Annotated in this window: 18 protein-coding genes; 5 read left to right on the top strand and 13 right to left on the bottom strand. The window is 38.4% G+C overall.

What is annotated here, in order from left to right; all coding sequences use genetic code 11:
* Positions 1 to 71 precede the first annotated feature (71 nt).
* On the top strand, positions 72 to 1457 hold the full coding sequence (locus MHH88_RS02225) for a dipeptidase (RefSeq protein ID WP_339261332.1): 1386 nt from the start codon (positions 72 to 74) through the stop codon (positions 1455 to 1457).
* Between the two features lie 182 nt (positions 1458 to 1639).
* Here the strand turns inward: MHH88_RS02225 and MHH88_RS02220 are convergent.
* From MHH88_RS02220 to MHH88_RS02210, 3 genes are all read right to left on the bottom strand, one after another.
* Positions 1640 to 2994, bottom strand: a protein-coding gene (locus tag MHH88_RS02220) for an IS3 family transposase (protein ID WP_337982349.1) whose coding sequence is annotated in 2 segments (ribosomal slippage) — positions 1640 to 2541 and positions 2541 to 2994 — 1356 coding nt in all. Because the reading frame shifts where the segments join, the coding sequence is not laid out codon by codon here.
* A 77-nt stretch (positions 2995 to 3071) separates the two neighbouring features.
* Entirely contained in the window at positions 3072 to 3644 is a 573-nt protein-coding gene (locus MHH88_RS02215) for a nitroreductase (RefSeq protein WP_069512921.1), read from the bottom strand.
* Between the two features lie 98 nt (positions 3645 to 3742).
* Positions 3743 to 4237: an amidase domain-containing protein gene (locus MHH88_RS02210; RefSeq protein ID WP_069512922.1), complete on the bottom strand. Its 495-nt coding sequence runs from the start codon at positions 4235 to 4237 to the stop codon at positions 3743 to 3745.
* 184 nt (positions 4238 to 4421) lie between these two features.
* On the opposite strand from MHH88_RS02210, the gene MHH88_RS02205 reads away from it, so the two are divergent.
* Positions 4422 to 5444 carry a DUF2804 domain-containing protein gene (locus MHH88_RS02205; RefSeq protein ID WP_069512923.1) on the top strand — a complete coding sequence of 341 codons (1023 nt, stop codon included), beginning with the start codon at positions 4422 to 4424 and terminating at the stop codon, positions 5442 to 5444.
* 117 nt (positions 5445 to 5561) lie between these two features.
* Here the strand turns inward: MHH88_RS02205 and MHH88_RS02200 are convergent, their stop codons facing one another.
* Positions 5562 to 6284, bottom strand: a complete 723-nt coding sequence (locus tag MHH88_RS02200; protein WP_339261329.1) for a glycerophosphodiester phosphodiesterase — start codon at positions 6282 to 6284, stop codon at positions 5562 to 5564.
* 135 nt (positions 6285 to 6419) lie between these two features.
* Between MHH88_RS02200 and helD the strand changes: the two genes are divergently transcribed.
* Positions 6420 to 8648 carry an RNA polymerase recycling motor HelD gene (helD, locus tag MHH88_RS02195; RefSeq protein WP_339261327.1) on the top strand — a complete coding sequence of 743 codons (2229 nt, stop codon included), beginning with the start codon at positions 6420 to 6422 and terminating at the stop codon, positions 8646 to 8648.
* 675 nt (positions 8649 to 9323) lie between these two features.
* Here helD and MHH88_RS02190 read toward each other — a convergent pair.
* The 4 genes from MHH88_RS02190 to MHH88_RS02175 form a co-directional block, all read right to left on the bottom strand.
* Positions 9324 to 10190 carry a GNAT family N-acetyltransferase gene (locus tag MHH88_RS02190; RefSeq protein WP_069512926.1) on the bottom strand — a complete coding sequence of 289 codons (867 nt, stop codon included), beginning with the start codon at positions 10188 to 10190 and terminating at the stop codon, positions 9324 to 9326.
* A 439-nt stretch (positions 10191 to 10629) separates the two neighbouring features.
* Positions 10630 to 12462 carry an ABC transporter ATP-binding protein gene (locus tag MHH88_RS02185; RefSeq protein WP_339261325.1) on the bottom strand — a complete coding sequence of 611 codons (1833 nt, stop codon included), beginning with the start codon at positions 12460 to 12462 and terminating at the stop codon, positions 10630 to 10632.
* Positions 12462 to 14183: an ABC transporter ATP-binding protein gene (locus MHH88_RS02180; RefSeq protein ID WP_339261323.1), complete on the bottom strand. Its 1722-nt coding sequence runs from the start codon at positions 14181 to 14183 to the stop codon at positions 12462 to 12464. Before MHH88_RS02180 ends, MHH88_RS02185 begins: the two co-directional genes overlap by 1 nt.
* A 73-nt stretch (positions 14184 to 14256) precedes the next feature.
* Positions 14257 to 15150, bottom strand: a complete 894-nt coding sequence (locus MHH88_RS02175; RefSeq protein ID WP_339261322.1) for a DMT family transporter — start codon at positions 15148 to 15150, stop codon at positions 14257 to 14259.
* A 186-nt stretch (positions 15151 to 15336) separates the two neighbouring features.
* On the opposite strand from MHH88_RS02175, the gene MHH88_RS02170 reads away from it, so the two are divergent.
* Entirely contained in the window at positions 15337 to 17358 is a 2022-nt protein-coding gene (locus MHH88_RS02170) for a bifunctional diguanylate cyclase/phosphodiesterase (protein WP_069512930.1), read from the top strand.
* 95 nt (positions 17359 to 17453) lie between these two features.
* On the opposite strand, the gene MHH88_RS02165 is transcribed toward MHH88_RS02170, so the two are convergent.
* The gene (locus MHH88_RS02165; RefSeq protein ID WP_069512931.1) at positions 17454 to 17921 is read right to left on the bottom strand and encodes a threonine/serine exporter family protein; all 468 of its coding nucleotides are present in this window, start codon (positions 17919 to 17921) and stop codon (positions 17454 to 17456) included.
* Positions 17922 to 17933: 12 nt separating this feature from the next.
* Positions 17934 to 18686, bottom strand: a complete 753-nt coding sequence (locus MHH88_RS02160; RefSeq protein ID WP_024362761.1) for a threonine/serine exporter family protein — start codon at positions 18684 to 18686, stop codon at positions 17934 to 17936.
* Between the two features lie 374 nt (positions 18687 to 19060).
* Between MHH88_RS02160 and MHH88_RS02155 the strand changes: the two genes are divergently transcribed.
* Complete coding sequence (locus tag MHH88_RS02155) at positions 19061 to 20470, top strand: polysaccharide deacetylase family protein (protein WP_339261317.1); 1410 nt, start codon at positions 19061 to 19063, stop codon at positions 20468 to 20470.
* 391 nt (positions 20471 to 20861) lie between these two features.
* Here MHH88_RS02155 and MHH88_RS02150 read toward each other — a convergent pair whose 3' ends face one another.
* The 3 genes from MHH88_RS02150 to MHH88_RS02140 all read right to left on the bottom strand — a co-directional run bounded on the left by MHH88_RS02150 (position 20862) and on the right by MHH88_RS02140 (position 25670).
* The gene (locus tag MHH88_RS02150) at positions 20862 to 22955 is read right to left on the bottom strand and encodes a beta-propeller domain-containing protein (RefSeq protein WP_339261315.1); all 2094 of its coding nucleotides are present in this window, start codon (positions 22953 to 22955) and stop codon (positions 20862 to 20864) included.
* A 339-nt stretch (positions 22956 to 23294) separates the two neighbouring features.
* Entirely contained in the window at positions 23295 to 24488 is a 1194-nt protein-coding gene (locus tag MHH88_RS02145) for an acyl-CoA dehydrogenase family protein (RefSeq protein WP_339261313.1), read from the bottom strand.
* A gap of 9 nt (positions 24489 to 24497) precedes the next feature.
* Positions 24498 to 25670, bottom strand: a complete 1173-nt coding sequence (locus tag MHH88_RS02140; protein ID WP_103977509.1) for a saccharopine dehydrogenase C-terminal domain-containing protein — start codon at positions 25668 to 25670, stop codon at positions 24498 to 24500.
* Positions 25671 to 25674: the final 4 nt, after the last annotated feature.

The following is a 25674-nucleotide window of genomic DNA, read 5'->3' as shown; positions in this document are numbered from 1 at the left end:
ACGACAGGATTCCCCCACCACATTATGCTATACTATTTCTATTATCGAAATATTGAAAGAGGGATGAATGTATGACGCAATTACAGACATTAAATGCTTATTTTGCTGAACATCGTGAGGCGCACTTAAATGAACTAAATGAATTTTTACGTATTCCAAGTATTAGTTCATTATCTGAGCATAAAGGCGATATTCAGCATGCCGCAGAGTGGCTAGCTGATGCCTTCAAGAAACTCAACTTAGAAAACATTTCTATCACTCAAACTGCTGGGCACCCTGTTGTTTATGCTGACTGGTTACATGCAGAAGGCAAACCAACTATTCTATTTTATGGTCACTACGATGTACAGCCAGTTGATCCATTACATCTATGGGATAGCGAACCGTTCAACCCTACGATCCGTGATAACAAATTATTTGCACGTGGCGCAAGTGATGATAAAGGTCAAGTGTTTATGCACTTAAAAATGATTGAAGCACTATTTGCAACGACTGGTACTTTACCAGTGAACGTAAAGTTCATCTATGAAGGTGAAGAAGAAATCGGTAGCCCTCATCTGCCTGCCTATGTAGAAGAGCATAAAGAAAAATTAGCAGCTGATTTAATTTTGATTTCAGATACAGGTCTTTATGGCCCTGGTAAACCAGCAGTATGCTATGGCTTACGCGGTCTTACAGGCGTACAAATTGATGTGCGTGGCGCAAAAGGCGACTTACATTCAGGACTATACGGTGGCGGTGTACAAAATGCCATTCATGCACTAACAGAAATTTTAGCATCCTTCCGCGATGAACACGGTACAATCCAAGTAGAAGGTTTCTACGATAAAGTATTACCATTAACGGAAAAAGAACGTGAAGCTTATCGAGCACTAGGCTTTAACGAAGACTCCGTAAAAGAGGAAGTCGGCGTATCTGAATTATTCGGTGAAGCAGGCTATTCTTATTTAGAGCGCACTTGGGCTCGTCCAACTTTAGAAGTAAATGGTGTATTCGGTGGATTCTCTGGCGAAGGCATTAAAACTGTACTTCCTGCTGAAGCTGGTGCAAAAATTACTTGCCGACTAGTACCAAATCAGGAGCCAGAAGAAATCGTTGCTTTATTAAAAGCACATATCGACAAACATAAGCCTGCTGGTGTAGAAGTAACGATTTCAGAATTCGATAAAGGCCGCCCATTCTTAACACCATTTGATCATCCATTTATTCAAGCAGCCGGTCGTTCCTACCAAAAAGTTTATAATGTACCTACCGCTTACACACGTGGTGGTGGTTCGATTCCAATCGTTGCTGCCTTTGATGAAATTTTAGATTTACCAGTTGTTTTAATGGGCTTTGGTCTATCGAGCGAAAACTTCCATGCACCAAACGAGCACTTCCATTTAGAAAACTTCGATAAAGGCTTACGTGTTTTAGGCGACTACTTATATGAAGTTGCAGCACTAAGTAAATCATAAACAACACAACTATGCGCGATGCACTTTGCTTTATCCGCGGAATACTTTGGGTTACCCGCGCTTTATTACCATTTACCCGCGAAATACCCGGTTTTATCCGCGATTTGCTTCGCTTTACCCGCGATAATAAAATCCCCTCGCCATTTGAAGTGACCCCTAAAAGTTAGACACGGTTATTTCATTTAGGCAGCTTGGGTAAACTGAGTTCGGTATTGTACCGGACTCAGTTTTAATTTTGCCTTAATTCGTTTCGTATTGTAATACGTTATATAGTTTTCAAGTTCCAATTTAAAATGCTCAACACTTTCGAACTCCTTTAAATAAAGGAATTCCGATTTCAAAATCCCAAAGAAATTCTCCATCACCGAGTTGTCATAACAGTTGCCTTTACGTGACATACTTTGCACAATGCCTTTTGATGCAAGTGCGTGACGGTATTGCTTCATTTGATAATGCCAGCCTTGATCGGAATGCATCAGTAATTGGCGTTCCTCTGGTAACTTCTCTAATGCTTTCTCCAACATTTCTGAGACAAGTGAATACGTTGGTCGATGACCAATTGTGTAAGTAATAATTTCTCCGTTAAATAAGTCTAAAACAGGGGATAAATAGAGTTTTTCACCAAACAATTTAAACTCTGAAATATCTGTTACCCACTTTTCATTAGGGGCTTCAGCTGTAAATTTGCGGTCTAAAATATTCGGTGCGATTTTACCGACTGTCCCTTTATATGATTTATACTTTTTCATTCTGACTACGCACTTTAAACGAAGTGTTTTCATGATACGTTGTACTTTCTTATGATTCACTCTTCGTCCACGATTTGCGAGTTCATCACGAATGCGACGGTATCCGTAACGGCCTTCATGTTCGTTATAGATGGATTGAATTTCAGCCTTTAAGTCGGTATCTGGATCGGGACGATTCAGTTTCTTCACTATGTCATAATACGTACTACGTGGAATCTGTGCGAATTCGACAAGTGCCTTCACCGAGTATTTATGCCTTAATTCATAGATGACCTTTACTTTGTCTTCTTTGGTGATGTTTCTTTGGCTTGAACTAAGGCGTTCAACTTTTTTAAATACTCGTTTTCCATTTCAAGCTGCTTGATACGAGCTTGAAGTGCTTCTGGTGAGCCTTCTACTGGTGTATGTTTTGGTTGTTTATTGGTTTCTTTTTTCATGGATGGACGCCCCTTTTCCTTTGATTGAAGGGCATCGAATCCTTTTGTTTCAAACTGTTTTCGCCAATGAATAATGGACGATGGAGCTGCTATACCAAAGATAGCCGCTGTTTCTATTAAGGACGTGCCGTGCTCAATCATGAAGTTTAGTACGTCTAGTTTAAACTGTGCTGTATAGTTTGTATATGATTTTATAAACGCTTCAACACCGTTATACTCATATTGTTTAGCCCAGTTTAGAATAGCCTTATGATCTGTCCCAATCGATTTAGCAATTTCATGTGAACTTTCTTTGCCTTCTAAGTATCGTAAAGCTGCTTGTAATTTTTCCTCTGCAGTATATTTAGCCATTAAAAAACTGCACCTCCAATTGTTAGATGTGTCTAACAATTGGGGTGCAGTTCAATTGGCAGGGGATTTTTTCTTGTTTATTCACCGAAATTCGTTACAAACTGTGCTGATGTTTTACGCTCTTTGCCTTTTGGTACTTCATCAAAATAACCGACCTGTAACATCGCAATTACACGTTCACCTGGCTGTACTTTTAATGCTTCACGGAATTTAGGATTATCTAAGAAGCCTGGTGTTTTCCAGCAAGAGCCAATACCTTTATCCCAAGCTAACAGCTGGATATTTTGAATAAAAATACTCGCTGCTGCGTAATCTTCTAAACGCTCTTTTTGACGTGCATCCTCTGGCACAATAACAAATGCATAGCCACCAGGCAATGTGAATTTCGCCATTTGCTTCGCTAAATCCTCACTTGAAAGCTCCTGCCATTTTGGAACAGCTAGCTCACGTAATAACTGATGTAGTGCAACTAAATCATCATCGCAAGCAATAACTAAACGCCACGGTTCGCGATTACCATGGTTCGGTGCCCAGACAGCATCGTCAACAATGCCGAGTAAATCTTCACGTTTCACCGATTGCCCATTAAATTTCTTAATTGAACGGCGATTGATAATTGCATCTCTTACCGATAAAAATTGTTCACTCATTTTTCTATCTCCTTCTAATAATAGTAGTATATATAAACATTCATCATTTCTATCTCCAACATTATCATAAAATGATGAGCTTTAAAACTGCGAACACTCTAAGCAAAACTATCATCTATATGATAAAAATAATAAGTCATATTTGGGGTATACGCCGTAGAATCCTGATAAAAATACGCCCTATTAATACTATCTGAAGTATGTGCATTGACATAGGGAATCCCATTTTGGATACTCGTCACAATGACAGAATGATCAATTCTGCCATCTCCTTGAAAATCGTAAAATATAATGTCCCCAATGTCTAATTGTTCTGCTGTTTGCACGCGTGTAGCCTTTAAACCCGTTTTTGACCCCTCCAAATACCATCTTAGAGAATGTGCCACGGACCAGCTAAAGCTCCAGTTGCCTTGCTGAATCCACCAACCTCTTTCCCTATTTGGTGCTCCTCGCATCGGTGCTCCTCCAGCAAGTAAGCACTGTGAAATATAATTTGTACAATCGACATCAAAATTCGGAAATGCTGGATTACGACTATTCCACCACAAATTCGCATATTGCACAGCTGCCTGTCTGTTATACATTTTGGCCACGCTCCCCCTCCTTACGTCCATCATATGACTCCATCGTTCGTTCTATTAATTAGGTCCTTCATCGCAAAATTGCTGAAAGCGGTCACATTAGGCGCTATCTTTTCCAATTTCAAGATAGTTTTTGCTACAATAAGATTAAACAAATTGGCATTTTTTTATTTTACGAACAGAAGGGATGTTGAATGTGAAGCAGCATGCTGAGAAAGAAATTTTACAGCCTACTCTTTTATGCGATAAAAAAGGGAATTTAAATCCAGCTGCTATTGGATTTGCACGAAAACCTCTCATAAATAGCAATTTAAGCGGACATATCCTGCGTAAAAAGAAATGGAACTATTGGTGTATCTATGGCGATGAGATTTTATTCTCCGCAACGATTAGTCATCTCGATTACGCAGCTGTGTGCTTCGTGTATTTCCTTGAATATGAAACTCAGCGCTATTTTGAAAAAACAATAACAGTTCCACTCGGTGGCAAGCTTAAAATGCCAACGCATGTACTGGAATCGGTATCTTTCACGAATAGTGAAATGACAATTGATATGACCTATATTCAAAACGAAACACATTTATCTGTTTCAATCCCTACTTTTGATGGCGATGCCTTGCGTGCCAATTTAATTATTCAGCATCCACCTTCAGACGAATCGTTAAATGTCGTCATTCCTTGGAATCGTAGGACATTTCAATTTACAGGAAAGCATCATATTCTTCCTACTTCAGGAGAAGTAATTATCGGCAACCGCCACTTTACGTTTACCCCTGAAGAAAGCTTTGCTGTACTTGATTATGGACGTGGTGTTTGGCCACGGGAAGCCACTTGGAATTGGGGCATGGCCTCTCAACGTGTTCGAGGTAGACGCATCGGACTCAACTTAGGCGGTAAATGGACAGATGGTACTGGCATGACTGAAAATGCTGTTTTTGTGGATGGGAAGATGACAAAAATACACGAAGATTTGCTGTTCACTTATGATCGAGAGGATTATATGCAACGATGGACAGTAAAAACAAAATTTTCAAATCAAGTATCTCTAACATTCTCTCCATTTTTCGAACGGGTTGCCGCAACGAACGCAAAACTCGTTAAATCGGAAGTACATCAAATGTTTGGTTATTATGATGGAACGATTTTATTAGATAATGGTGAAACATTAGTTATTAAGCAAATGCTAGGATGTATCGAAGAACATCAAGCAAAATGGTAATGACTATTTCCACTTCAAAACACAAAAAAAATTCGCCCTCTTTTCGCCATTGATAAAAGAGTGTGGCGAATTTTTTTGTTCTTGGCTTCATTAGTTCATCACTAGAGGGTAATTTTATTAGTCTTTATTTATTCCATCTAGTATAGCTTCAGGGTCATCTGTAAAAATGGCTTGTATGCCGAGCTGTTGCAATTGCTGTGCATACTTAACGTCATTAACGGTGTAAACACGCACAGTTGCCTCTTTCTCTAGTGCTGTTGCTATAGGTTTCCTAAATGCAGTAGGTAAACTAACATGAATCGCCTTAGCAGGAATGGTTGCTGTATAGGTTGTAAAATCGACTAAAACCTCCGCAAATAAAGCAGCCGTTTCAATGTATGGCGCCATCTGATATACAGTTTGAAGTGATTCATGGTTAAAGGAAGAAATAATGACCCTCTCTGTCATTTGGTGCGTCGCTATTTCCTTCAATACAAGCGCTTCAATTCCTTCATAAGGAAAGACATCCGTTTTTAACTCAATATTGATACGATGGTGTGTAGCGACAAAAAGCTCTAAAACTTCACCTAATGTGGGAATACTTTCACCTTGAAATTGTGCTGCAAACCACGAACCATAATCATATGCACGGAGTTGCTGAAGGGTAAAATCCTTTACATAGCCCGAACCGTTAGATGTACGGTCTATCGTTTCATCATGGATAACTACCAGTTCACCATCTGCAGTGACATGAACATCCAATTCAATACCTGCAATTGGTAGCTTAGATGCTGCGTAAAAAGCGGCTTTTGTGTTTTCGGGATAGTGCGCTGATACGCCACGATGTGCAAATAAATCCAAATGCAAAACCTCCTTGTACTCTTTACTTTATAGTATAACAATAAGCTAAATAGAACGTTTACACTTGATAGGTAAAATTTTGTATAGTAGTATGAGAATCTACTTAAAATTGTAAGTACTTAGGAGGTGCTAAAAATGACTGCACAACACCCGGATTTTCAGGCTGAAATAGAGCGCCTTGCATACACGCAAAATTATATGCAACAGATTTTAAATGAATCGCAACGAGACCTGCAATCTGCACAAGAAAATATACGAAAGTCCATGGCAGATCTAGATTATTTAGATTCAAGTTTGAGTTATTTGAACATTTTAACCAATGCTCGTTTTTTTGAAATGGCTCGCAATCAAAAGGAAGGTTTAGAAGCCGTACAAAAAAAGCCATATTTCGCTCGAATCCACTTTCAAAAAACGGGCGATCCTGAAGAGTTTTTGTATATCGGAAAAACATCCTTATTTCATCGTGAAACACATGAACCAATTATTGTCGATTGGCGTTCGCCTGTAGCAAATGTCTATTACGACGGCCGTCTTGGTGATATGGAATATGATGTTCGCGGAGAAGTTCATAAAGGACATTTATTTGCCAAACGACAATATAAAATTGAAGATGGCGTATTGCTCGATATTCGGGATATTGACTTAACGACAAATGATGAATTACTACAAGAAGCATTGGCAGGAAAAGCAGATGTACGCCTAACAGAAATCGTCACTACTATTCAAAAAGAACAAAACGATATAATACGCGCTCATCTGCGTCAGCCAATTATTGTCCAAGGTGCTGCCGGTAGTGGGAAAACAACGATTGCTTTACACCGTATCTCGTACTTCCTCTATACGATGGGCGAACATTTTAATCCTGAACAGCTCATGATTTTAGCACCGAATAAGCTTTTTATTGATTATATTGGAGATGTCCTCCCAGAGCTTGGTGTTGATAAAATATGCCAAACAACATTTGCAGACTATGTCCTTGCAGCAACAAAACTAAAGTTAAAACTACGTAATCCAAATGAACAATTGGAATCACTCGTAATAGGCGGTGCAGATCAGCCAACTGCTTGGATTTCTGAAGTGAAGGGCTCCCTTTATTATCGCGATATGATTGAACGATATTTACAAAAAATTGAATTGCAAATAGCTGAACAATTTGAGGATGTCTATATTGAAAAATATCGTATTATGCGGGCTTCACATTTAAAAAAATTATTCCTATATGAATTTTCTTATATGCCCATTGAAAAACGGTTAGCCCATATTAAAAAGGTACTTGCAAGTCATGTTCGGCAAAAGAAACAAGCTGTCTTAAATACGTTGCATGCAAAATACGATGAAGCCCTTGGGAAAGCGCTCAATGGTATTCGTGATGCTGAGAAACGAAAACACATTGTTACAAAATTTATCGATGAACGCGATGAACGTTTACCCGCCATTGAAAAAGAAGCAAAATCTACCGTTGCTGTCTATATGCGCCGCTTTACAAAATATAATGTAAAAACAGTCTATCGTACGCTGCTAACGAATGCTGAACTATTAGCAGAAATCGCACCGGAATGGCATTATATGGAGCAACAGCAGTTTTTACAAGTACACGCTAAAGAGCAATGGATGTTAGAAGATTTAGCGGCCCTCTATTATTTACAAGCAAAGCTAAAAGGGATTGCAGATGAATGGAAAATGCGTGTGGTCTTTATCGATGAAGTACAGGACTACAGCCTGTTCCAGCTAGCCGCTCTAAAAGCAGGGCTAGAAACGGATATGTTTACAATGGTAGGTGATTTAGCACAAGGAATTCATAGTTATCGTTCCTTAACCGCTTGGGAGCCTGTGCAAAATTTATTTCCCCGCGCTAGCTTCAGAACACTTCAAAAAAGTTACCGAACAACCATTGAAATTATGGAGGTCGCTAACAAAATTTTAATGCAAATGGATGAGCAACTGCCATTAGTTGAGCCCGTAGTCCGTCATGGAGATGCGCCAACATTTGTAAAGGCAGCTTCCTTTAATACGCAGCAAATTAGAGAAATTTTCGCTTCCATTAGAGCAAACGGGCACCAATCCATTGCCTTAATTTGCAAAACTACGGCTGAAGCCAGATCAATGCAACAAGCGTTAACGAATGACGCAATTCCTTGTCAACTACTCACAGAAGATGAATCGATTAATCAGCAAGTATTACTGGTTGTACCAAGCCATTTAGCAAAAGGTCTTGAGTTTGATGCTGTCATTGTTGCTGCCTTTGATACGCCCTTCTTTGATTCGAAAATTGATAGAAAATTACTTTATGTGGCATTAACTCGTGCTATGCATGAGCTATATTTAATTGGTCCTACGAAAAAGGCATTTCTATTAGAAAATTAAATAACACTTTCTTACGCCTTACTAAAAAATAAAAAATAGCACAGTAGGATACAGTCCCTAACATGCTATTTTAGCAGTTGGATAGCCTTGCTCATTCATAAAGATTAAATAAGTACTGTAAAAATTATTTATGGCGCGGTGGTAATCTGTAAAACTTCCCTTTCGATAAATAAGCTTTTACAACCTTCCACCATGAGCGAGGTGCTTCCCTCGGAGGAGACTTTTTTTTCGGCAATGCTGGCATACGCATGACAACGCCCCCTTTCTTCATCCTTATTAATACTATATGGACATAGTACACATTTATGATAAAAAAGAGGAATATAACAGGAACTTAAACTTCTTAGCAATAAGAAGGCTGGGACATAAGAGAAAAAGTGTTAGATTGAACCCAATCAATCTAACACTTTTTCGCTATGCCGTTGTTGTCCGCTACGGCGGTGCTTTCCGCTCAGCACAGTAAACCGCAACCTTTGCTACGCGCGGAATGCCCGCGTCTAACATTATGTGCTGTTCCCGCCGGAGTCACCACCTCCGCTACCAACAACTAGTGAACACTTCTAATTTTATTAATTGCAAAAGCAAGAATAGCTAGATCTCCCTATAGCAAAAATTTATGAACAGCTTTCCTCTGTTCCTTAAATTTTTTTAGTTTTGTCCTAGCCTCTCTTTATATTAATTTTTCACATAATAGTCTAGTTGCTGTGCTTTCATAAAGCCCGCCTTCTCATAAACAGAAAGGGCTTTTCTATTCTCGATTTCTACATCGAGCATAACAAATTTAGCGCTTTGTTTACTAGCATAGTCTTTTGAAAAGGATAATAAAGCTGTACCGATTCCTTGCCCTTGATACTGTGGATGAACTGCAAGTGCTGTCACCCATTGAATTTCATTTTCTTCCGCTGTTGTCACCGTACCTACAACGTGGTCATCTTTATGTGCCACCCATAGTTTTCGACCATGCGTTGACGTATTAAAGGCGATTAGCTCCTCCGATTCTGATGGCAAATCCCCAAATGCATCACTATATATAGCGATTAGTTCGGTCTGCTCCCCAGCGTATGGGGCAATTTGAATATCATCTCGAAGTTCAACTGGCTCTGCTTTTGTTTCCAATGTTGCTTCTGAAAAACTGTATGAATAGCCGAACTTTTCGATAAATGTATGCCCGTAAGGAGAGCCATCAATAACGACTGCCAACTGACCTTCCGCCCCTCGCTCTTCTAGTCCAGCTTGTAACACCTTGACTAAAGCTGTTCCAATTCCTTTTTGGCGATAAGCTGGTGTCACTACTAACGACCATTCATACGTATGCAGTCCCATCAAATCAATGGCACTTGCAGCACCTACTAATACATCATGGTCATCTTCATAAGCAAGCACCATAAAACCTTTCGATTCAAAAGAACCTGCCGATGGTATATTCATAATCGTTTCATATACACGATAATCGTTTAAAGTTGCTTCTTCACATAATATTTTTAATTCATTCAATGTTTCCCCATCCAAAGGGAATGACACTGTAATCACTGAAATGTTCATTGTTTACTCCGTTCTTATATCAGACTATTGCCCTATTGTAGCAAGAAAGAAAATAAACTGGCAACAAATTATAATACCCGTTTCTAATAATCAGCAATTTTACTTCCAATACAGAATAAATAGAAAGATTTATACTACTATAGGTCTTTAAAATAAATGAAATTTACTAGAAGCTATTAGTTATAAATTATTATATGGCTTCTCATCCTAAGAAATCGAATAATTACATTTATTGTAATTATTATAACATTAATACAAAAAAATTACATTAATAAAAGAACGAAATTTCTACAATAAATTATTATGTACCTGTTACTATTGGCAGGTGATTCCAATTAAAAAAGAGCGATTTCTAGAAAAATCGCTCTACAATCAAACATTTCATATTTATATTTGCCAGTAATTTGCGGTTCTTTTCTGCCGCAATGGTTCATCCAAATTACTCTTCTAAATGATATGAGGAGGCGCTTAGCATCTGGGCGTAAATGCCCCCTGATTCGATTAATTCTTGCTGTAAACCCGCTTCGACTAGCTCACCCTTCTGCATAACGAGTATAACATCCGCATTATGCACAGTATTTAATCGATGTGCAATGACAAAGCTTGTGCGTCCTTGCATAAGTCGATTGAGCGCCTCTTGGATTGCTAATTCTGTTACAGTGTCAATGCTGCTTGTTGCCTCATCGAGCAATAAAATTTTCGGATTAGCAATTAGTGCCCGCGCAATGGATAGTAATTGCTTTTGCCCTTGGGAAATTTCTCGACCATCTGCCTTGAGAACAGTGTCATAACCATCCTTTAGTTTCATAATAAATTCATGCGCATTAGCGAGCTGCGCCGCTTCTACAACTTCCTCATCACTAGCATCTAAACGGCCATAACGTATATTTTCCCTTACTGTAGTTTCAAACAAAAAAGGGTCCTGCAATACAAAGGCCATTTGGGAACGGAGTGCTTGCCGTTCAATTTGCTGTACATTCACACCATCAAATAGCACTTCACCCTTCGTCACCTCATAAAATCTAGCAATTAACTGTAAAATCGTTGTTTTCCCTGCACCAGTTGCCCCTACCAAAGCAACTGTCTGCCCAGGCTCAACCGTAAAATGAATATCTTTTAGTGTGTAAGATTCCTGTGCCACATCATACTTAAAAAACACATGTTTGAATGTTACCTGCCCTACTAATGTATGATTTTTTGCAGTAGACATTTCCATTTCAGACTGTTCATCGAGTAATGCAAATACACGCTCAGCTCCTGCAATAGCTGAGAGTACTGTATTAAACTGATTCGCCAAATCATTTAATGGTCGTGTAAATTGGCGAGCATATTCTGTAAAAATAACAATAACACCTATTGATACATGACCGTAAAGTGCAAGCACCCCACCAATACCAGCAACAATGGTAAAGCTCATATTATTTAAAAAATTCATGACTTTTGGTATGTAACCAGAGTAAGTCTGTGCCCAAAAGCCTGTTCTTTTCAAACGTAAACTTTTGTCGCGAAATTCCGCCTTTACACGTTCTTCCTGTGAAAAGGCCTTTACAATGCGCTGTCCAGAAATAGTTTCTTCAATCATGCCATTGAGCGCTCCCATTGCTGATTGTTGCTCTTTAAATAATGGAGCAGTTCGACGCGTAATCCAGCGCATTGCCCAAAACATAATTGGAATAATTGTCATCGTTAAAATCGTTAATAATGGGCTCAAGCTTAGCATGATAATAAGCGTGCCCCCAAGCGTTAAAACACTCGAAAACACTTGGATAAAAGAACTATTCAAAGTAGAGCTAACGGCTTCAATATCATTTGTCATGCGACTCATTAACTCGCCATGTTGCCGTCTATCAAAAAACGATATAGGTAACTTTTGAAAATGAGTAAAGACACTTGTTCGCAGCCTATAAATTGTTTGTTGAGCAATCCCAATCATCCAGTAATTTTGTAAAAATAATGAAATGGCTAAAAGCGCATAAATACCGATTAACAGCGTAATTTTACTGCCTAATCCATTTAGCTCGCCATGCATCACATATAGATCGATAATTTTGCCGATTACATACGGTCCTAATAGCGCTAAAAGTGAGCTGACCATAACAAGGAATAGTACGATGACTAATAACATACGTTGTTCATCGACAATTTTCCATAGACGCCATAATGTACTTTTCCAATCTGCTGCTCGTGGCCCTTTCTTTTTCTTTACGACCTGTTTTACATCCTCTTTCGATAAAATCGGCTCATAGCCAAAAGGTTTTTGGAAAAATCCCATTATTTCACCTCCTGCTGGGAGATTGCGATTTTCTGATAGAGCTCAGAAGTTTGCACAAGGTCTTCGTGTGAACCATAGGCGACCACTTTACCCTCATCTATTAACAAAATATGATCTGCACCTTTAGCGGTACGAATTTTTTGTGTGACAACGAGCATCGTTGCACTTTCTTCACTAAGCGCATCCCATAGTGCCTGCTCTGTTTTCACATCAAGTGCACTTGTACTATCATCGAGCATTAATATATGCCCTTTTCTTAATAGCGCCCTTGCAATTGATAATCTTTGTTTTTGACCACCTGATAAATTAACACCCTTTTGCCCTACTCGGGTATCATAACCACTCGGGAAGTCTTCCACAGATGCATGGATTTGTGCCTGCATCGTTGCATTTAACACTTCGTCCATATCCGCTTCTGTATCCCCCCAACGCACATTATCCGCAATACTACCTGTAAATAATAAAGATTGCTGCGGAACGTAACCTATAATGTCGCGTAGCTCTTGCAAATCCCATTGTTGAACATCTTTTCCTTCAACATATATCTGTCCTTCTGTCACATCATAAAAACGAGGAATAAGTTGTAGTAAAGTCGATTTACCAGCACCAGTAGCCCCCATAATGGCTAATTTTTCACCTGACTTCACGTGAAAACTTACGTTGGACAAGACGGTAGCATCTGTCCCTGGGTATTGAAAGCTGACATTATGAAATACCAGCTCTCCTAATTTCATGTCACTAGATGCCCCCACTATAGATGACGAAGCACTTTCTACTTCATTGTCAACAGCCAACACCTCTGTCATCCGTTCTGCTGAAGCTTTCGCACGGGCATAAAAAATAATAATAAAAGCAAACATTGAAAACGAACCTGTGATACGCATTGCATAGTTGACAATCGCTACAATATCTCCAAGCGGTGCTGTCCCTGTAGCAACTTGCTTGGTACCGAACCAAAGGACTGCCAATAAACTCATGTTCATTACGAACAATAAGACGGGCATAATATATTCCATCGTGCGCAGTGCTTTAACAGTATCCACCTTTAAATGTGATGCCACCTGCTCAAAGCGTGAAGCCTCATATTTCCCACGTAAATAAGCTTTCACGAGGCGCATTGCTTGCAAATTTTCTTGAAGCACTCGATTTAAACGGTCTACACGCTTTTGCACTTTCCCAAAATAAGACACGCCTTTGGCAACCATAAAAATTAGGAAAACAAAAATGATGGGTGTCCCAATTACTAAAAACAATGCCAGTTTCGCATTGACAACAAATGCCATAACAATACTCCCCACAACAGCAAGTGGTGCTCGGAGCATAATTCGAAGGCTCATAAACAATACCGTTTGAACTTGTGTTACATCATTTGTTAGCCGAGTAATAAGCGAAGCTGTAGAAAATTTTTGATACGTAGCCAATGTAAAGGATTGTATTTTTTCAAACAAAGCGTTACGCAAATCAAAAGCAAAACTTTGCGCAGTATGTGATGAAAAATATGAATTAATGACGCCAGCTAAAAAGGCGATAAAAGATAAAATAAGTAATACGGCTCCCCATTGTAGAATCATTTGTTGATTTTGAGCACGTACACCATCATCAATAATTTTAGCCATAATAAGCGGTTGAATCAGCTCTACGAATAATTCCATAAGCATCAAACATAATGCAATAACGGCTGTCCACTTATAAGGTTTTACATACGAAAAAATTACTTTCACATTCTCTCCCCCTTGTTTGAGAAGAACTAGCATTCTATAAAACTAGTTAAAATCACCTATACAAATAATGTTTTTATGCCTTTTCTCCCGCGATTGATAGCCACGTTACACAAACAAGCATAACGAAAACCCCCACTAATTGCCACAATCCAAGTGATGTACCAAATACAATAACTGAGATTACCATCGCCGTTAACGGTTCAATACTTGATAAGATACTTGTCTCTACAGCAGTAATATACTTCATGCTACTTAAAAATAGAATGAAGGCAACTGTGCCCGTAACGATTAGCGCCAGCATTAAACCTGTAATTTTGAAATCTGTAAAGACCGTCCACTGATTGGATTGCCATATACGGCTTACTATACCTAACGTTACACCACCGATTAGCATCCCCCAGCCTACAACAAGGAGCACATTCCATTCTTTCATAAGCCGTGCTGGATACAATGTGTAAAAGGCAAACGTTAATCCAACTGCTACTCCCCATAATAAGGCTTTATTACTAACCAATAAAGATTCAAAAGAAGCGTTCGTTAGTAGTAGAAATAAACCTACTAATGTGCCTATAATACCTAATACTTGATATTTAGGTGGCCATTTCTTTAAACTAAGAGATACATAAGCAACAACAAATATTGGTGCTAAAAATTGTAGTAACGTGGCTAATACAGCATTACTTTCATTTATCGCTCCAACGAAGGCGTATTGCACACCGAGCATCCCTACAATACCAAAGGTGATAAGCTGTCTACTCCAAAATTTTTGTTGCCATATGCTAACAATATCTTTACCCGTTAACAATAAGTATGTAAGTAGAAAAATACCTGCAACCGATAGACGAATTGTCAACATAAAAGAAACTGTCAATGCTGTATGATTGAGTAACCATTCCATTAAAGGTCCTGTTGCTCCCCACAACATCGCTCCAGTGATAATAAAAAGTATACCTTTTAATCGTTCCATTCAATTCCCGCTTCCTATATACGTACTAAAAATTGTTATTTTTCTTCAAAACTTTTCTTTATTTTCGTTAGAAAAGTCCTATTTTTTCTCATTATCAAATATTTACAAATATATTCATAATGACTAATTCCCGATAATTATCTATAATATTAGTATATATTGATTACCCAAGGAGATCGAATACTCATGAGTCTTATGCATAAATCATTTACGATAGATGAACATTATATAAATTCACTTCCTTTTCCTGCAATTGTCATAAAGCAAAATGGACAAGCAACAATTTCGGGAAAACACGCTGAAGAACTATTTGGTTTCTCAGTTACTGACATTACAGGACATACTACTCCATCCATACATGAAAATCTACTAAGAAATCTTTCATTTGAGACGTTTCAAGCGATTTTACACAATACAGAAAGTACATATATAGATAAAGTTCAAGTGTACACCCATTCTGAAGAAGAAATCTCTTCAGCATTGCTGGCAAAACCATTTTTTGAACAAGGTGAACACCTTATTTTAATTATGTTTATGTTACCAGATTTAATGATTAATTCTGTTTCAAATAGCAGTACATATGTAGACTTAAAGCAAGGTTTAGACTCTACATTTATGACAGTGACTTTGGATCGCGATGGCTTTATATTGGAGTGTAATGCAGAGTTTTTAAAAATTAGCCAATGGACACCAAAGCGAGTGATTGGTAAAACTTTTTGGCAATTATTCCCTGAAAGCGAAGCGAGTGAAAAGATTACAAATACGATATGGCGCAATTTAAATAATGGTCATACGTGGCAAGGGGAAATCGAGAAGGTTACGAAAACAGGGCAGTCCTATTGGGTACTTCTCACAGCTATCCCAACTTTTAATTTAGAGGCTAATGAACAACAGTTTATTTTAATTGAGAAGGATATTACAAAGTCTAAGACGATTCAACATCAACTTGAAAAAATCGCCTATATCGATACAGAAACAGGCTTAATGAATGCCCATCGTTTAGAAAAAGTGATTACAAAAATGATTGAGGAAGAAAAACACTTCTCCTTCGTCTATTTAAGTATCGATAAATTTTATACATTAAAGGAATTACACGATCAACAAATCAATCAAAGCCTAATTATCGAATTTACAAACCGCATCAAAATGTACTTCCAAGATAGTACGATGGCTCGTATTAACGAAAATGATTTTGTTGTCATTACGCCATTAAGTGAATGGTTTATACAAGGCTTCTTGTCCTATTTACAACAGCATCCAATCTATAGCAGCAATATCGCAGTACCTATTTCAATTAGTGGTGGTATTACACGCTACCCTGAGGATCAAACAACCTTCTCTCAACTCATGAAGGCCTCTATCGCAACGATTACTAATGTGCGTGAAGCAGGTGGTGACAAAATTGTCTCCCTTTCAAAAGCAACACATAAAGCATTAAATCGAAAAGCTTTAATTGAAAAACGTCTGCTGCAAGCACTAGACCAGAAAAACCTAAAAGTACTTTATCAACCACAAGTTGACATCTACTCGGGTAAAATTACAGCGGTCGAAGCGCTAGTTCGTTGGGAAGATGAAGTGATTGGTGTCGTTTCACCAGATGAACTAATTCCAATCGCAGAGGAAACAGGTCTTATTAACAATATTGGATCGTTTATGATAGAAAAGGCTTGCGAGCAAGCACTTATTTGGAAGAAGGCTGGTCATAATTTAAAAGTGGCTATTAACTCATCTGTACGTGAATTCCGTGATAAAAACATGGCTAAATCCATTCTTGATATGTTAGCAAAAACAAATTGCCCTGCCAATCTTATTCAAATTGAAATTACTGAAAAATTCGCATTAGAAGCAGAAGCTGCAACCTTTATTACACAGCAAATGCGAAAGCTTGAAAACGAAGGGATTGCTTTTGTTTTAGATGATTTCGGTACTGGTTATGGTTCATTCCGTTACATGCAAATTTTACCAATAGGAACATTAAAAATTGATAAAACATTTACTAGTTCGTTATTAAAGTCCGAAAAAACACAAAAGCTTATGCATGGCATGGTACAGTTAGGTAAATCTATGGAGTTAAAAGTGGTCGCTGAAGGCGTTGAAACAGCTGAGCAAGCTGACTTATTAATCACTTACGGCTGCGATGCTATTCAAGGTTTTTATATTAGCAAACCTGTTACACCAGAAGAAATCGAAGCATTACTTGTAAAATAAACAACGCGATAAAAAGCTGTTCCGAAGTATCCAACGCTTCGGAGCAGCTCTTTATATTTGACATCTTTTTATATAGTGTAAGATGATATGATACTTTATTTTCGATAAGTTCTTTGCAGCTTCGACTTGCTTGAACGGATAGCACGAAATACAAATTGCATTAAGACTTCCGCAAACACTAAGCCCATCACGATTGCACCTGTAATTAAAAACGCCTTTAGCCCATATTGTAAGCCTTGTAAATAATCATCCTCCACAACATTACGCATTGCGTTGTAGGCCATCCCCCCTGGCACAAGTGGAATGATTCCCGCTACAATAAAGATAATCATTGGCATTTTAAAGCGGCGCGCATATAAATGTGCAACAATCGCAATGATAAATGAGCTGAAAAACGAAGCGTCTACAACGTCCATTCCCCGCTCAGTCAACAGATAATAAATCATCCAGCCAATTACACCAACAAAACCGCAATGAAACAGTGTTTTTCTTGGTACATTAAAAATAATCGCAATTCCTGCCGTTGAAAAAAAACTTACAATTAATTGTATAATTATATCCATTACTTCCGCCTCCTAAAACGATAGGATGACGGCAATCGCTGAACCAATAGCAAAAGCTGTTAAAAAAGCTTCTGCTCCTTTTGCCATCCCTGACATAAAATGACCTGCCATTAAATCCCTTACCGCATTGGTGATTAAAATACCTGGAACTAGTGGCATAACAGAGCTAATAATAATTTTATCGATTTCTGTACCATAGTTAAACTTCACTGCTAAAAAAGCAATAACACCAATAATTAATGAAGCCGTAAACTCCGAGAAAAATTTCACTTTTGTTAAATGATTCATTAGAATAAGAGTAAGAAATCCTAGACCACCTGCAATAAATGCTGTAGGGAAATCAGACCATCCACCCTTAAACATAATCAGAAAACAGCCACTGGCAAGTGCTGCTGCAAATATTTGTATATAAATTGGTAAAAAATAATTTGTTTTTTGTATCGACTTTAGCTCGTCATAAGCGTCTTCTAATGATATTATGTGAGATGTGAGTCTACGAGATACTGAATTTACCAAGGATATTTTTTGCAAATCTGTAACCCTACTGGAAATAGAAGTGATTCTCGTCGGCTGTGTCTTGCCTAACGAAAAAATAATACCTGTAGGTGTAGCATAACATTGCGCATCTAGCATATTTTGAGATTGTGCCATACGCAGCATCGTATCTTCAACACGATATGTTTCTGCACCACTTTCAATCATAATTCGCCCTGCAAGAAGCAAGCAGTCAATAGTAAGTTCATTATCCACTTCACGTGATAGCATTCCAGTTATCTACCTCCTTCAAAAGGTTCCTTGCATATAGTAACGAACTGTAAATAAAAACTCAACAAAAAATCTTCGATATTATCAATTATATTTTGGAATAATTGTATCTGTCGCTAAATGATACAATGCCTTCAGTACAAAATCCATTTATCCGTCGAATTTCATTGAGCTAAAATGTGCCAAATACAGTTTGTTTTGAACGAGTCTTTTATAAGTTCTTGTCGTGATAGTTTTTTAAACACTGTTACATACTATTTTTTTATTGTAATTCTATTAAATTCAACAAAAACTTTGTAGATTTCTACAACTTTTCCGTTGACTCGCACGTCTGATTTTATAGAAGAATAATTATAGAGAGGAGCGTACCAACATTGATTCAGGAACGCAGAAAAAAACGCGGCCCTATGATTGACTTTCTGTTAATTGGGCTTATTGTTACATTAATATCCATCATCTTTGTCATTGTATTGTCTAAGGACCATTTTAAATTCCAAAAAATTAGTGCCTCAAAAGACACAAACAGTGAAGCTACTAGTAATCTATCCACTGAAAACTCTGCGTTTCCAGGTATACGTATTACATCTGACGTTTCTAAAGATAAGCGCACACCTTTTGCCGTTCACTATCCACAAACAGAAAGTGAAGTTTTTAACGATGTCGTACTGCAGTATATAACAGAGGCAAAAGAAGACTATCTGTTATCTATGAAAAAAAATAAAGATAAAAAGGCAACAGGTGAGCTTACTATAAATTTAGAGACTTTCCCATATCAGGATCACTACTATTCTTTTGTCTTGACGAAAATGCTGTATTTAGGCGGAGCAAATCATGTCGTTTCCACTAAAACGTTTTTCTTTAATAATGAAACGGGTGAAGAAATTAATATCCAAACATTATTACAGAACGACAACAATAACCTAACAACTTTAGCAGCCTATGTTCGCAAAGACTTACAGCAAAATCTTGAGCTAAAAGATCAGCTCAATAATGATGAGCTACTGAAAGTAACTGAGCCGAAGTGGGAAAACTTTAATCGATTTGCTATTATCGACGATTCGATACATTTTTACTTTGATGAGTACGAAATTGCCAGTGGCGCAGCAGGTGCACCTATAGTGAAGCTTGCTCTTTCACTTATTAATCCATTACTAGCATCTGATTTTCAAATTGCTATGGAAACAATGGAACCTACAAAGCCTGTTTCTCCAGGAGATCCAAACGCCAAACGTATTGCATTAACGTTTGACGACGGTCCACACCCGAAAGTAACCGAACAAATTTTAAATACGCTCGATAAATACAATGCGAAAGCGACGTTCTTTATGCTTGGAAGTCGAGTGAAACACTATCCTAATATCGCGAGAGATGTTCTCGCTCGTGGTCATGAAATCGGCAACCATTCTTGGAATCATCCAGTATTGACTAAAATGCCAATGGAGCAAGTTTTAAAAGAATATACGTCTACTGCAAATGAAATTGAATTAGCGATTAATCAAGGCGCAACTGTTTTTAGACCTCCATACGGCGCTACTAATGACGACATCAACGCAAAAATACCTGTTCCTGTAGTACTGTGGAGCATTGACACTTTGGACTGGAAACATCGTAATTCACAATTATTACTGACATATATTAAAAAAAATATGCACAACAATGCCATCGTTTTAATGCATGATATACATCAATCAACAGCAGATGGACTTGACGCTGTATTAGCCTACTTACAGAGTGAAGGCTATGAATTTGTGACTGTCTCTGAAATTCTCCCTTATCGTGAATAGCACCAATAGAAAAAGTGTTAGATTGACCGCAATCAATCTAACACTTTTTTGCTATGCCGTTGTTGTCCGCTACGGCGGTGCTTTCCGCTCAGCACTGTAAGCCGCAACCCTCGCTAAAGCGTGGAATGTCCGCGTCTTACATTATGTGCTGTTCTGAGCAGGAGTCACCACCTCTGCTACCAACAACTAGTGAACACTTCTAATTTTTTTATTGCAAAAGCAAGAATAGCTAAGTCCTCCGTATAGCAAAAATTTATAAACGGCTTTCCTCTGTTCCTTAATTTTTTTTAGTTTTGTCCTAGCCTCTTTTTGCTATGTCGGTATTATCCTCCTCACCACGCACGCGCTAATTGCTGGTTTCTAAGCAGAATTCACCACTCGATTTAATCCATTATTTAATAACCAGTGTATCCAGCGCTTTGAAATCTTTTAACTGGTAGCTCTTTACTTCATTGCGAGCAACTGTGTATAAAGTATCGCCAACATAGACAACACGTTGTACAACTTGCTCCCAATTCTCATATTGTTCATTCGTTTTTCCATTTATAATATTTCCTTTGAGCACAATGCCCCTCTCTGCTGTAATTTCGTAAATTTGTGCGCCTTGACCTTGGTAGACTATCTCATCAGCTTTTCCTTCTTCATAAAGCACCACTGGGAAGCCAAAGTAATGATAGTCTTTATTGCGGAATAAAGCTTTTGGATTGTATTGTACATCTGAATATGAGCCTTTACCGCCTATTTTAACGGTAGATTGCTCTTTAGGATTTTTAAAATCTGTAACATCAAACAAGGACATTTTCATATTCGTTGACACTGTGAAATTGCGTTTCGTATAAGCATCATAACGTTCCTCCGTATCATAACCAATGCCTATTAAGTGTGTATCATCAAGCGGATGTAAATAATTGCTATACCCTGGAATTTTTAATTCACCTAGTACTTTTGGTTTTCTTGGATTAGCTACATCAATAACAAATAGCGGATCCACTTGCTTAAACGTTACAACATAGGCTTTCTCTCCCATAAAGCGGGCTGAGTACACCTTTTCCCCTGGTGCCATATTCTTTACTGCGCCAATTTCCTTTAAGTTCTCATCTAATATGAACAGATGGTTACGAGAAATATTTTTTTCGTCCCACATATTTCCTTCAGTTGTCACAATGCGGAACTTTCCATCATACTCATCCATTGAATATTGATTTAACACTGTTCCTTTCACTTCACTCGTACCTACAAACTTCAAGACCGTTCCATCTAAGTCCCACTTAAACACTTGTGTATCATTTGATTGAGGCATCCAGATTCTATCCTTTATACCTCCCATTGGCGTTATTTGTTTATCGTCATATTTTGGTGTAGTTAAGTAGAGGGCATCTTCTGACATATAAAGTCCACTACTACCACCTAAATAACCTTTCGTACTCGCTGATGTTTTCGCACCATTTTTTAAATCAATTGCCGTAATTAAACTATATGAGCCATCCATCGTGTTTGGTAAAATAGAAATTTTGTCGATAGCTAAGCTTTTGTATTCTTTACTTACTACACTATCATACGTTTTAGGTTTTAAATCTGGTTTACTATCCTCTCGAAGCATCCAATAATTCGGATGCATGTTGCCAATTAAATACAGCGTTTCATTCGTAATACGTATATCCTGTAAAGAGCCCTCCTGCGCAACCTCTCGTATCACTTTGGGATTTTTCGGATTTGAAATATCATAAAAAGTTGCCGTTGACATGCTTGTGCCTGCTTGTTCAATGTATTCTTCTCCGATAGCGATTAATAATTGATCGTATAATGCTAATTTCGTAATATATTGAGATTCTTTTTGTTTAATTGTCGTTGCAAGTTTCAAATCTTGAGGATGATTAGCGTCAACAACCGTTATACCATGATCTTTTATAGCGTAAATAAAGCCATCTTTAACAACGACGATATCCCCCTCCTCGACCCCTTCTACTTGGTTGTTTGTTGTAGAAGAATTATCCGCAACAGGGGCACTATCTTTACTACTAGAAGCACTATCTTCAAGGACGTTTATTTCTGGCCCTCTATTTCCATTTGCCACAACGGCTTCAAAATATTGTTGTAACTCTTTTTCAGATTTAACAGCCTCTAATTTGTCAATAACAGTAAAGGCAATATCATGGGATGTTGCTTTCAACGTACTATAAGCAAAAGCTTCTTTTTGCACATGTAATCGGTAACTTCCTGCAGAAAGGTTACTGACAATAAGAGATTTTTTATCTTCACCTAATGTAATCGTTGCCGTCACCTTTTTCCCCGATTCATCCGTAACATAGACATATTCATCCGTTACATTTTTTAATGGTTGTGAAAAAGATGCTCGCCAACTTTGCGTTGTCATTATTGTACTTGCTGCTTTAGCTTGTGCGTCTGGGGAAATCATCAATGTAAAAATCCCTGGCAAGGCGACTAATACGACAATCATAAATATAGCAACCCATTTACTTCTCATTATTTTCCACTCCTTCATATTACTTGTTTTATAATTAGACTACTGAAAGGTTATAAAGTTACATTACATGAAAAATTTTCATAAAAATTAAAAGTGACTACCACCAAATTCACAATTGTTTTGGTGCCTGACACTTAGTATAGATCGTAAAAACCCTCTGTGCTTTCCTAAGACACGATAAAAGCCACAACCGTCTGCTACCGCGCAGTCTGTTGTGGCTTACGTTACGTGCAATCTCGCAGGACTTTTCGTTGATGTTTCCTTAGTTAGTCTTAAAATGCTAAGCTAGAAATTGTTTGAGTGCCTGGCACCATAACAAAAATTTAAAATATCTGTCATTTACTCATCAAACGGCCATTTTGGTAACATTTTGGCTAATGGCTTATCGTTTCTTCGACCAAGCACATAATCTGCTTGCATAATTGTATGAATTTCTCGTGTACCTTCATAAATCACTGGCGCTTTCGAGTTACGTAAATAACGCGCTACAGGATAATCATCCGAATAGCCGTACGCACCATGAATTTGTAGCGCGTCGTCTGCTGCCTTATTGGCAAAATCACATGCCTGCCACTTTGCCAAGGAAGTTTCTCTTGTATTGCGAATACCTTTATTTTTCAACTCGCCAACCCGATAAACGAGCAGTCGGCTCATTTGATAGCCCGCTTCCATTTTGGCAATCATCTGTCCAACAAGTTGATGCTCGCCAATCGGCTTCCCAAATGTCTCTCGTTCATGGCAATATTTCACACTTGCCTCAAGACACGCTTGAATCAGTCCTACTGCTCCTGCCGCCACTGTAAAGCGACCATTATCCAGTGCAGACATCGCAATTTTAAAACCCTCTCCCTCTTCTCCTAAACGATTTTCAACTGGAATGCGCAAGTCTTCGAAAAAGAGCTCACCCGTATTGCCAGCACGAATGCCATACTTGCCTTTAATCGCCTTAGAAGTAAAGCCAACCATAGAGCGTTCTACAATAAAGGCACTGATACCGTGGTGCTTTTTCGCTTTATCTGTGTAAGCAAAGACAATAAAATGATCTGCTATATCACATAAGGAAATCCATGTTTTTTGCCCATTTAACACATAACAATCACCATCTCGTATGGCGGTTGTTGTCATGGCTGCTACATCCGAACCCGCGCCAGGTTCAGTCAGCCCAAAAGCCCCAATCCGTACCCCCTTCGCCTGTGGTACAAGGTATTGCTGTTTCTGCGCTTCGGTGCCCCATTGCATTAACGTCATACTATTTAAACCTATATGGACGGATACAGCTGTTCGAAAGGCCGTATCCCCCCGTTCAAGTTCCTCACAGACGATGGCTAGTGCGTTATAATCCATACCGCTACCACCGTACTTTTCTGGCACGCAAACACCCATTAGTCCGAGTTCAGCTAGTCTTGACCAAATGCTTGTATCAAAGCTTCCTTCGGCGTCCCATTTTGCAATATGTGGCATTATTTCATCATCCACAAACTGACGTACGGTTTTTCGTAAGATTTCCTGCTCCGTTGTAAAATCGAAATTCAAGGGCTTCACCTACCATTTCACAATCATTGCAGACTTATGTGATGTTTCTTTAATGACAACACCACGCTTCGCCATTTCTTTAATATACGTCTCACCTGGAACAATCGTTTCTGGAGCAAACACACCACGTTCTGTAATAGCACCATCACCAATCATTTGGGCAACGACAGAAATTGTATTCGCTGTTGCACGAGCCATCGCTGTTTCATTATTCGTCATATCTTTACGTACGACCATTTCGTATTCATATGTGACCTGCTGTTGCGCCTTTTCTCCTGAAACAATTACCCGTAATAGCACCGCATCAGGCTTTGTTCCAAGTTCAAGCTTCTTCTTAAGCGCCTCCCTGACAACAGCTCTGACAGGCACTTCTAGGTTATCGACTTCTACATTATTACTAGCATCTAAAAAGCCTAAATCAGCTAGCAATTTAAACTTTTCTGCATGCCCTTTATAACGTATTGTCTTATATTCTAATGTGTGGACATTCGGGAATGTCTTATAAAGAGTGGATATGCCACCCGATGTATAAAATGCCTCAAGCACACCAAAATCATCGAAATAAATAGGCTCAATACCTGATAATGATGGAACTTCTTCAAGTTTCCCCTTTTGAATCATTTTAGAAGGCTCTGTATAGTGGTCAAATACACCATCTAGTGAAAAGACACGCGTATAGTGCAACGGAGGCTTCGGTTCTGTTGGAATACCCCCTACATATAGCTTAATAGATTCCACTTCATCTAATTTTGTTGCGCCATAGCCCGCTAATATATTGACCATACCTGGAGCTACACCTAAGTCAGGAATAAGTGTCACACCTTTTGCCTTTGCTTCTTCATGTAACGCTAAAATCTTATCCGTTACACCGCCAATATGTCCCCCTAAATCGACGGAATGGACACCAGCTTCTATCGCAGCTCGTGCTACACGTTCATTAAACGAATAGAACAGTGCATTGACAACAACATTACCTTTCGCAATAACCGATGTTAAAGAGTCATCATTTTCCGCATGAAGTTCTACGACTTCAACTTTATCTGTCTTTAACGTCTCAACAAATTTTTGGGCTGTCTTTACATCAATATCCCCTAAAATGACCTGTTCCACTTTACTATTTTTTATTAAATCACGAGCAACCTCTTTCCCCATCAATCCTGCACCTAATACAACAACTTTCATCAAG

Origin of the sequence: Lysinibacillus sp. FSL K6-3209 (assembly GCF_037976175.1) — a bacterium.
GTDB lineage: Bacteria > Bacillota > Bacilli > Bacillales_A > Planococcaceae > Lysinibacillus > Lysinibacillus sphaericus_D.
This window is presented reverse-complemented; position numbering and strand designations above follow the sequence as displayed.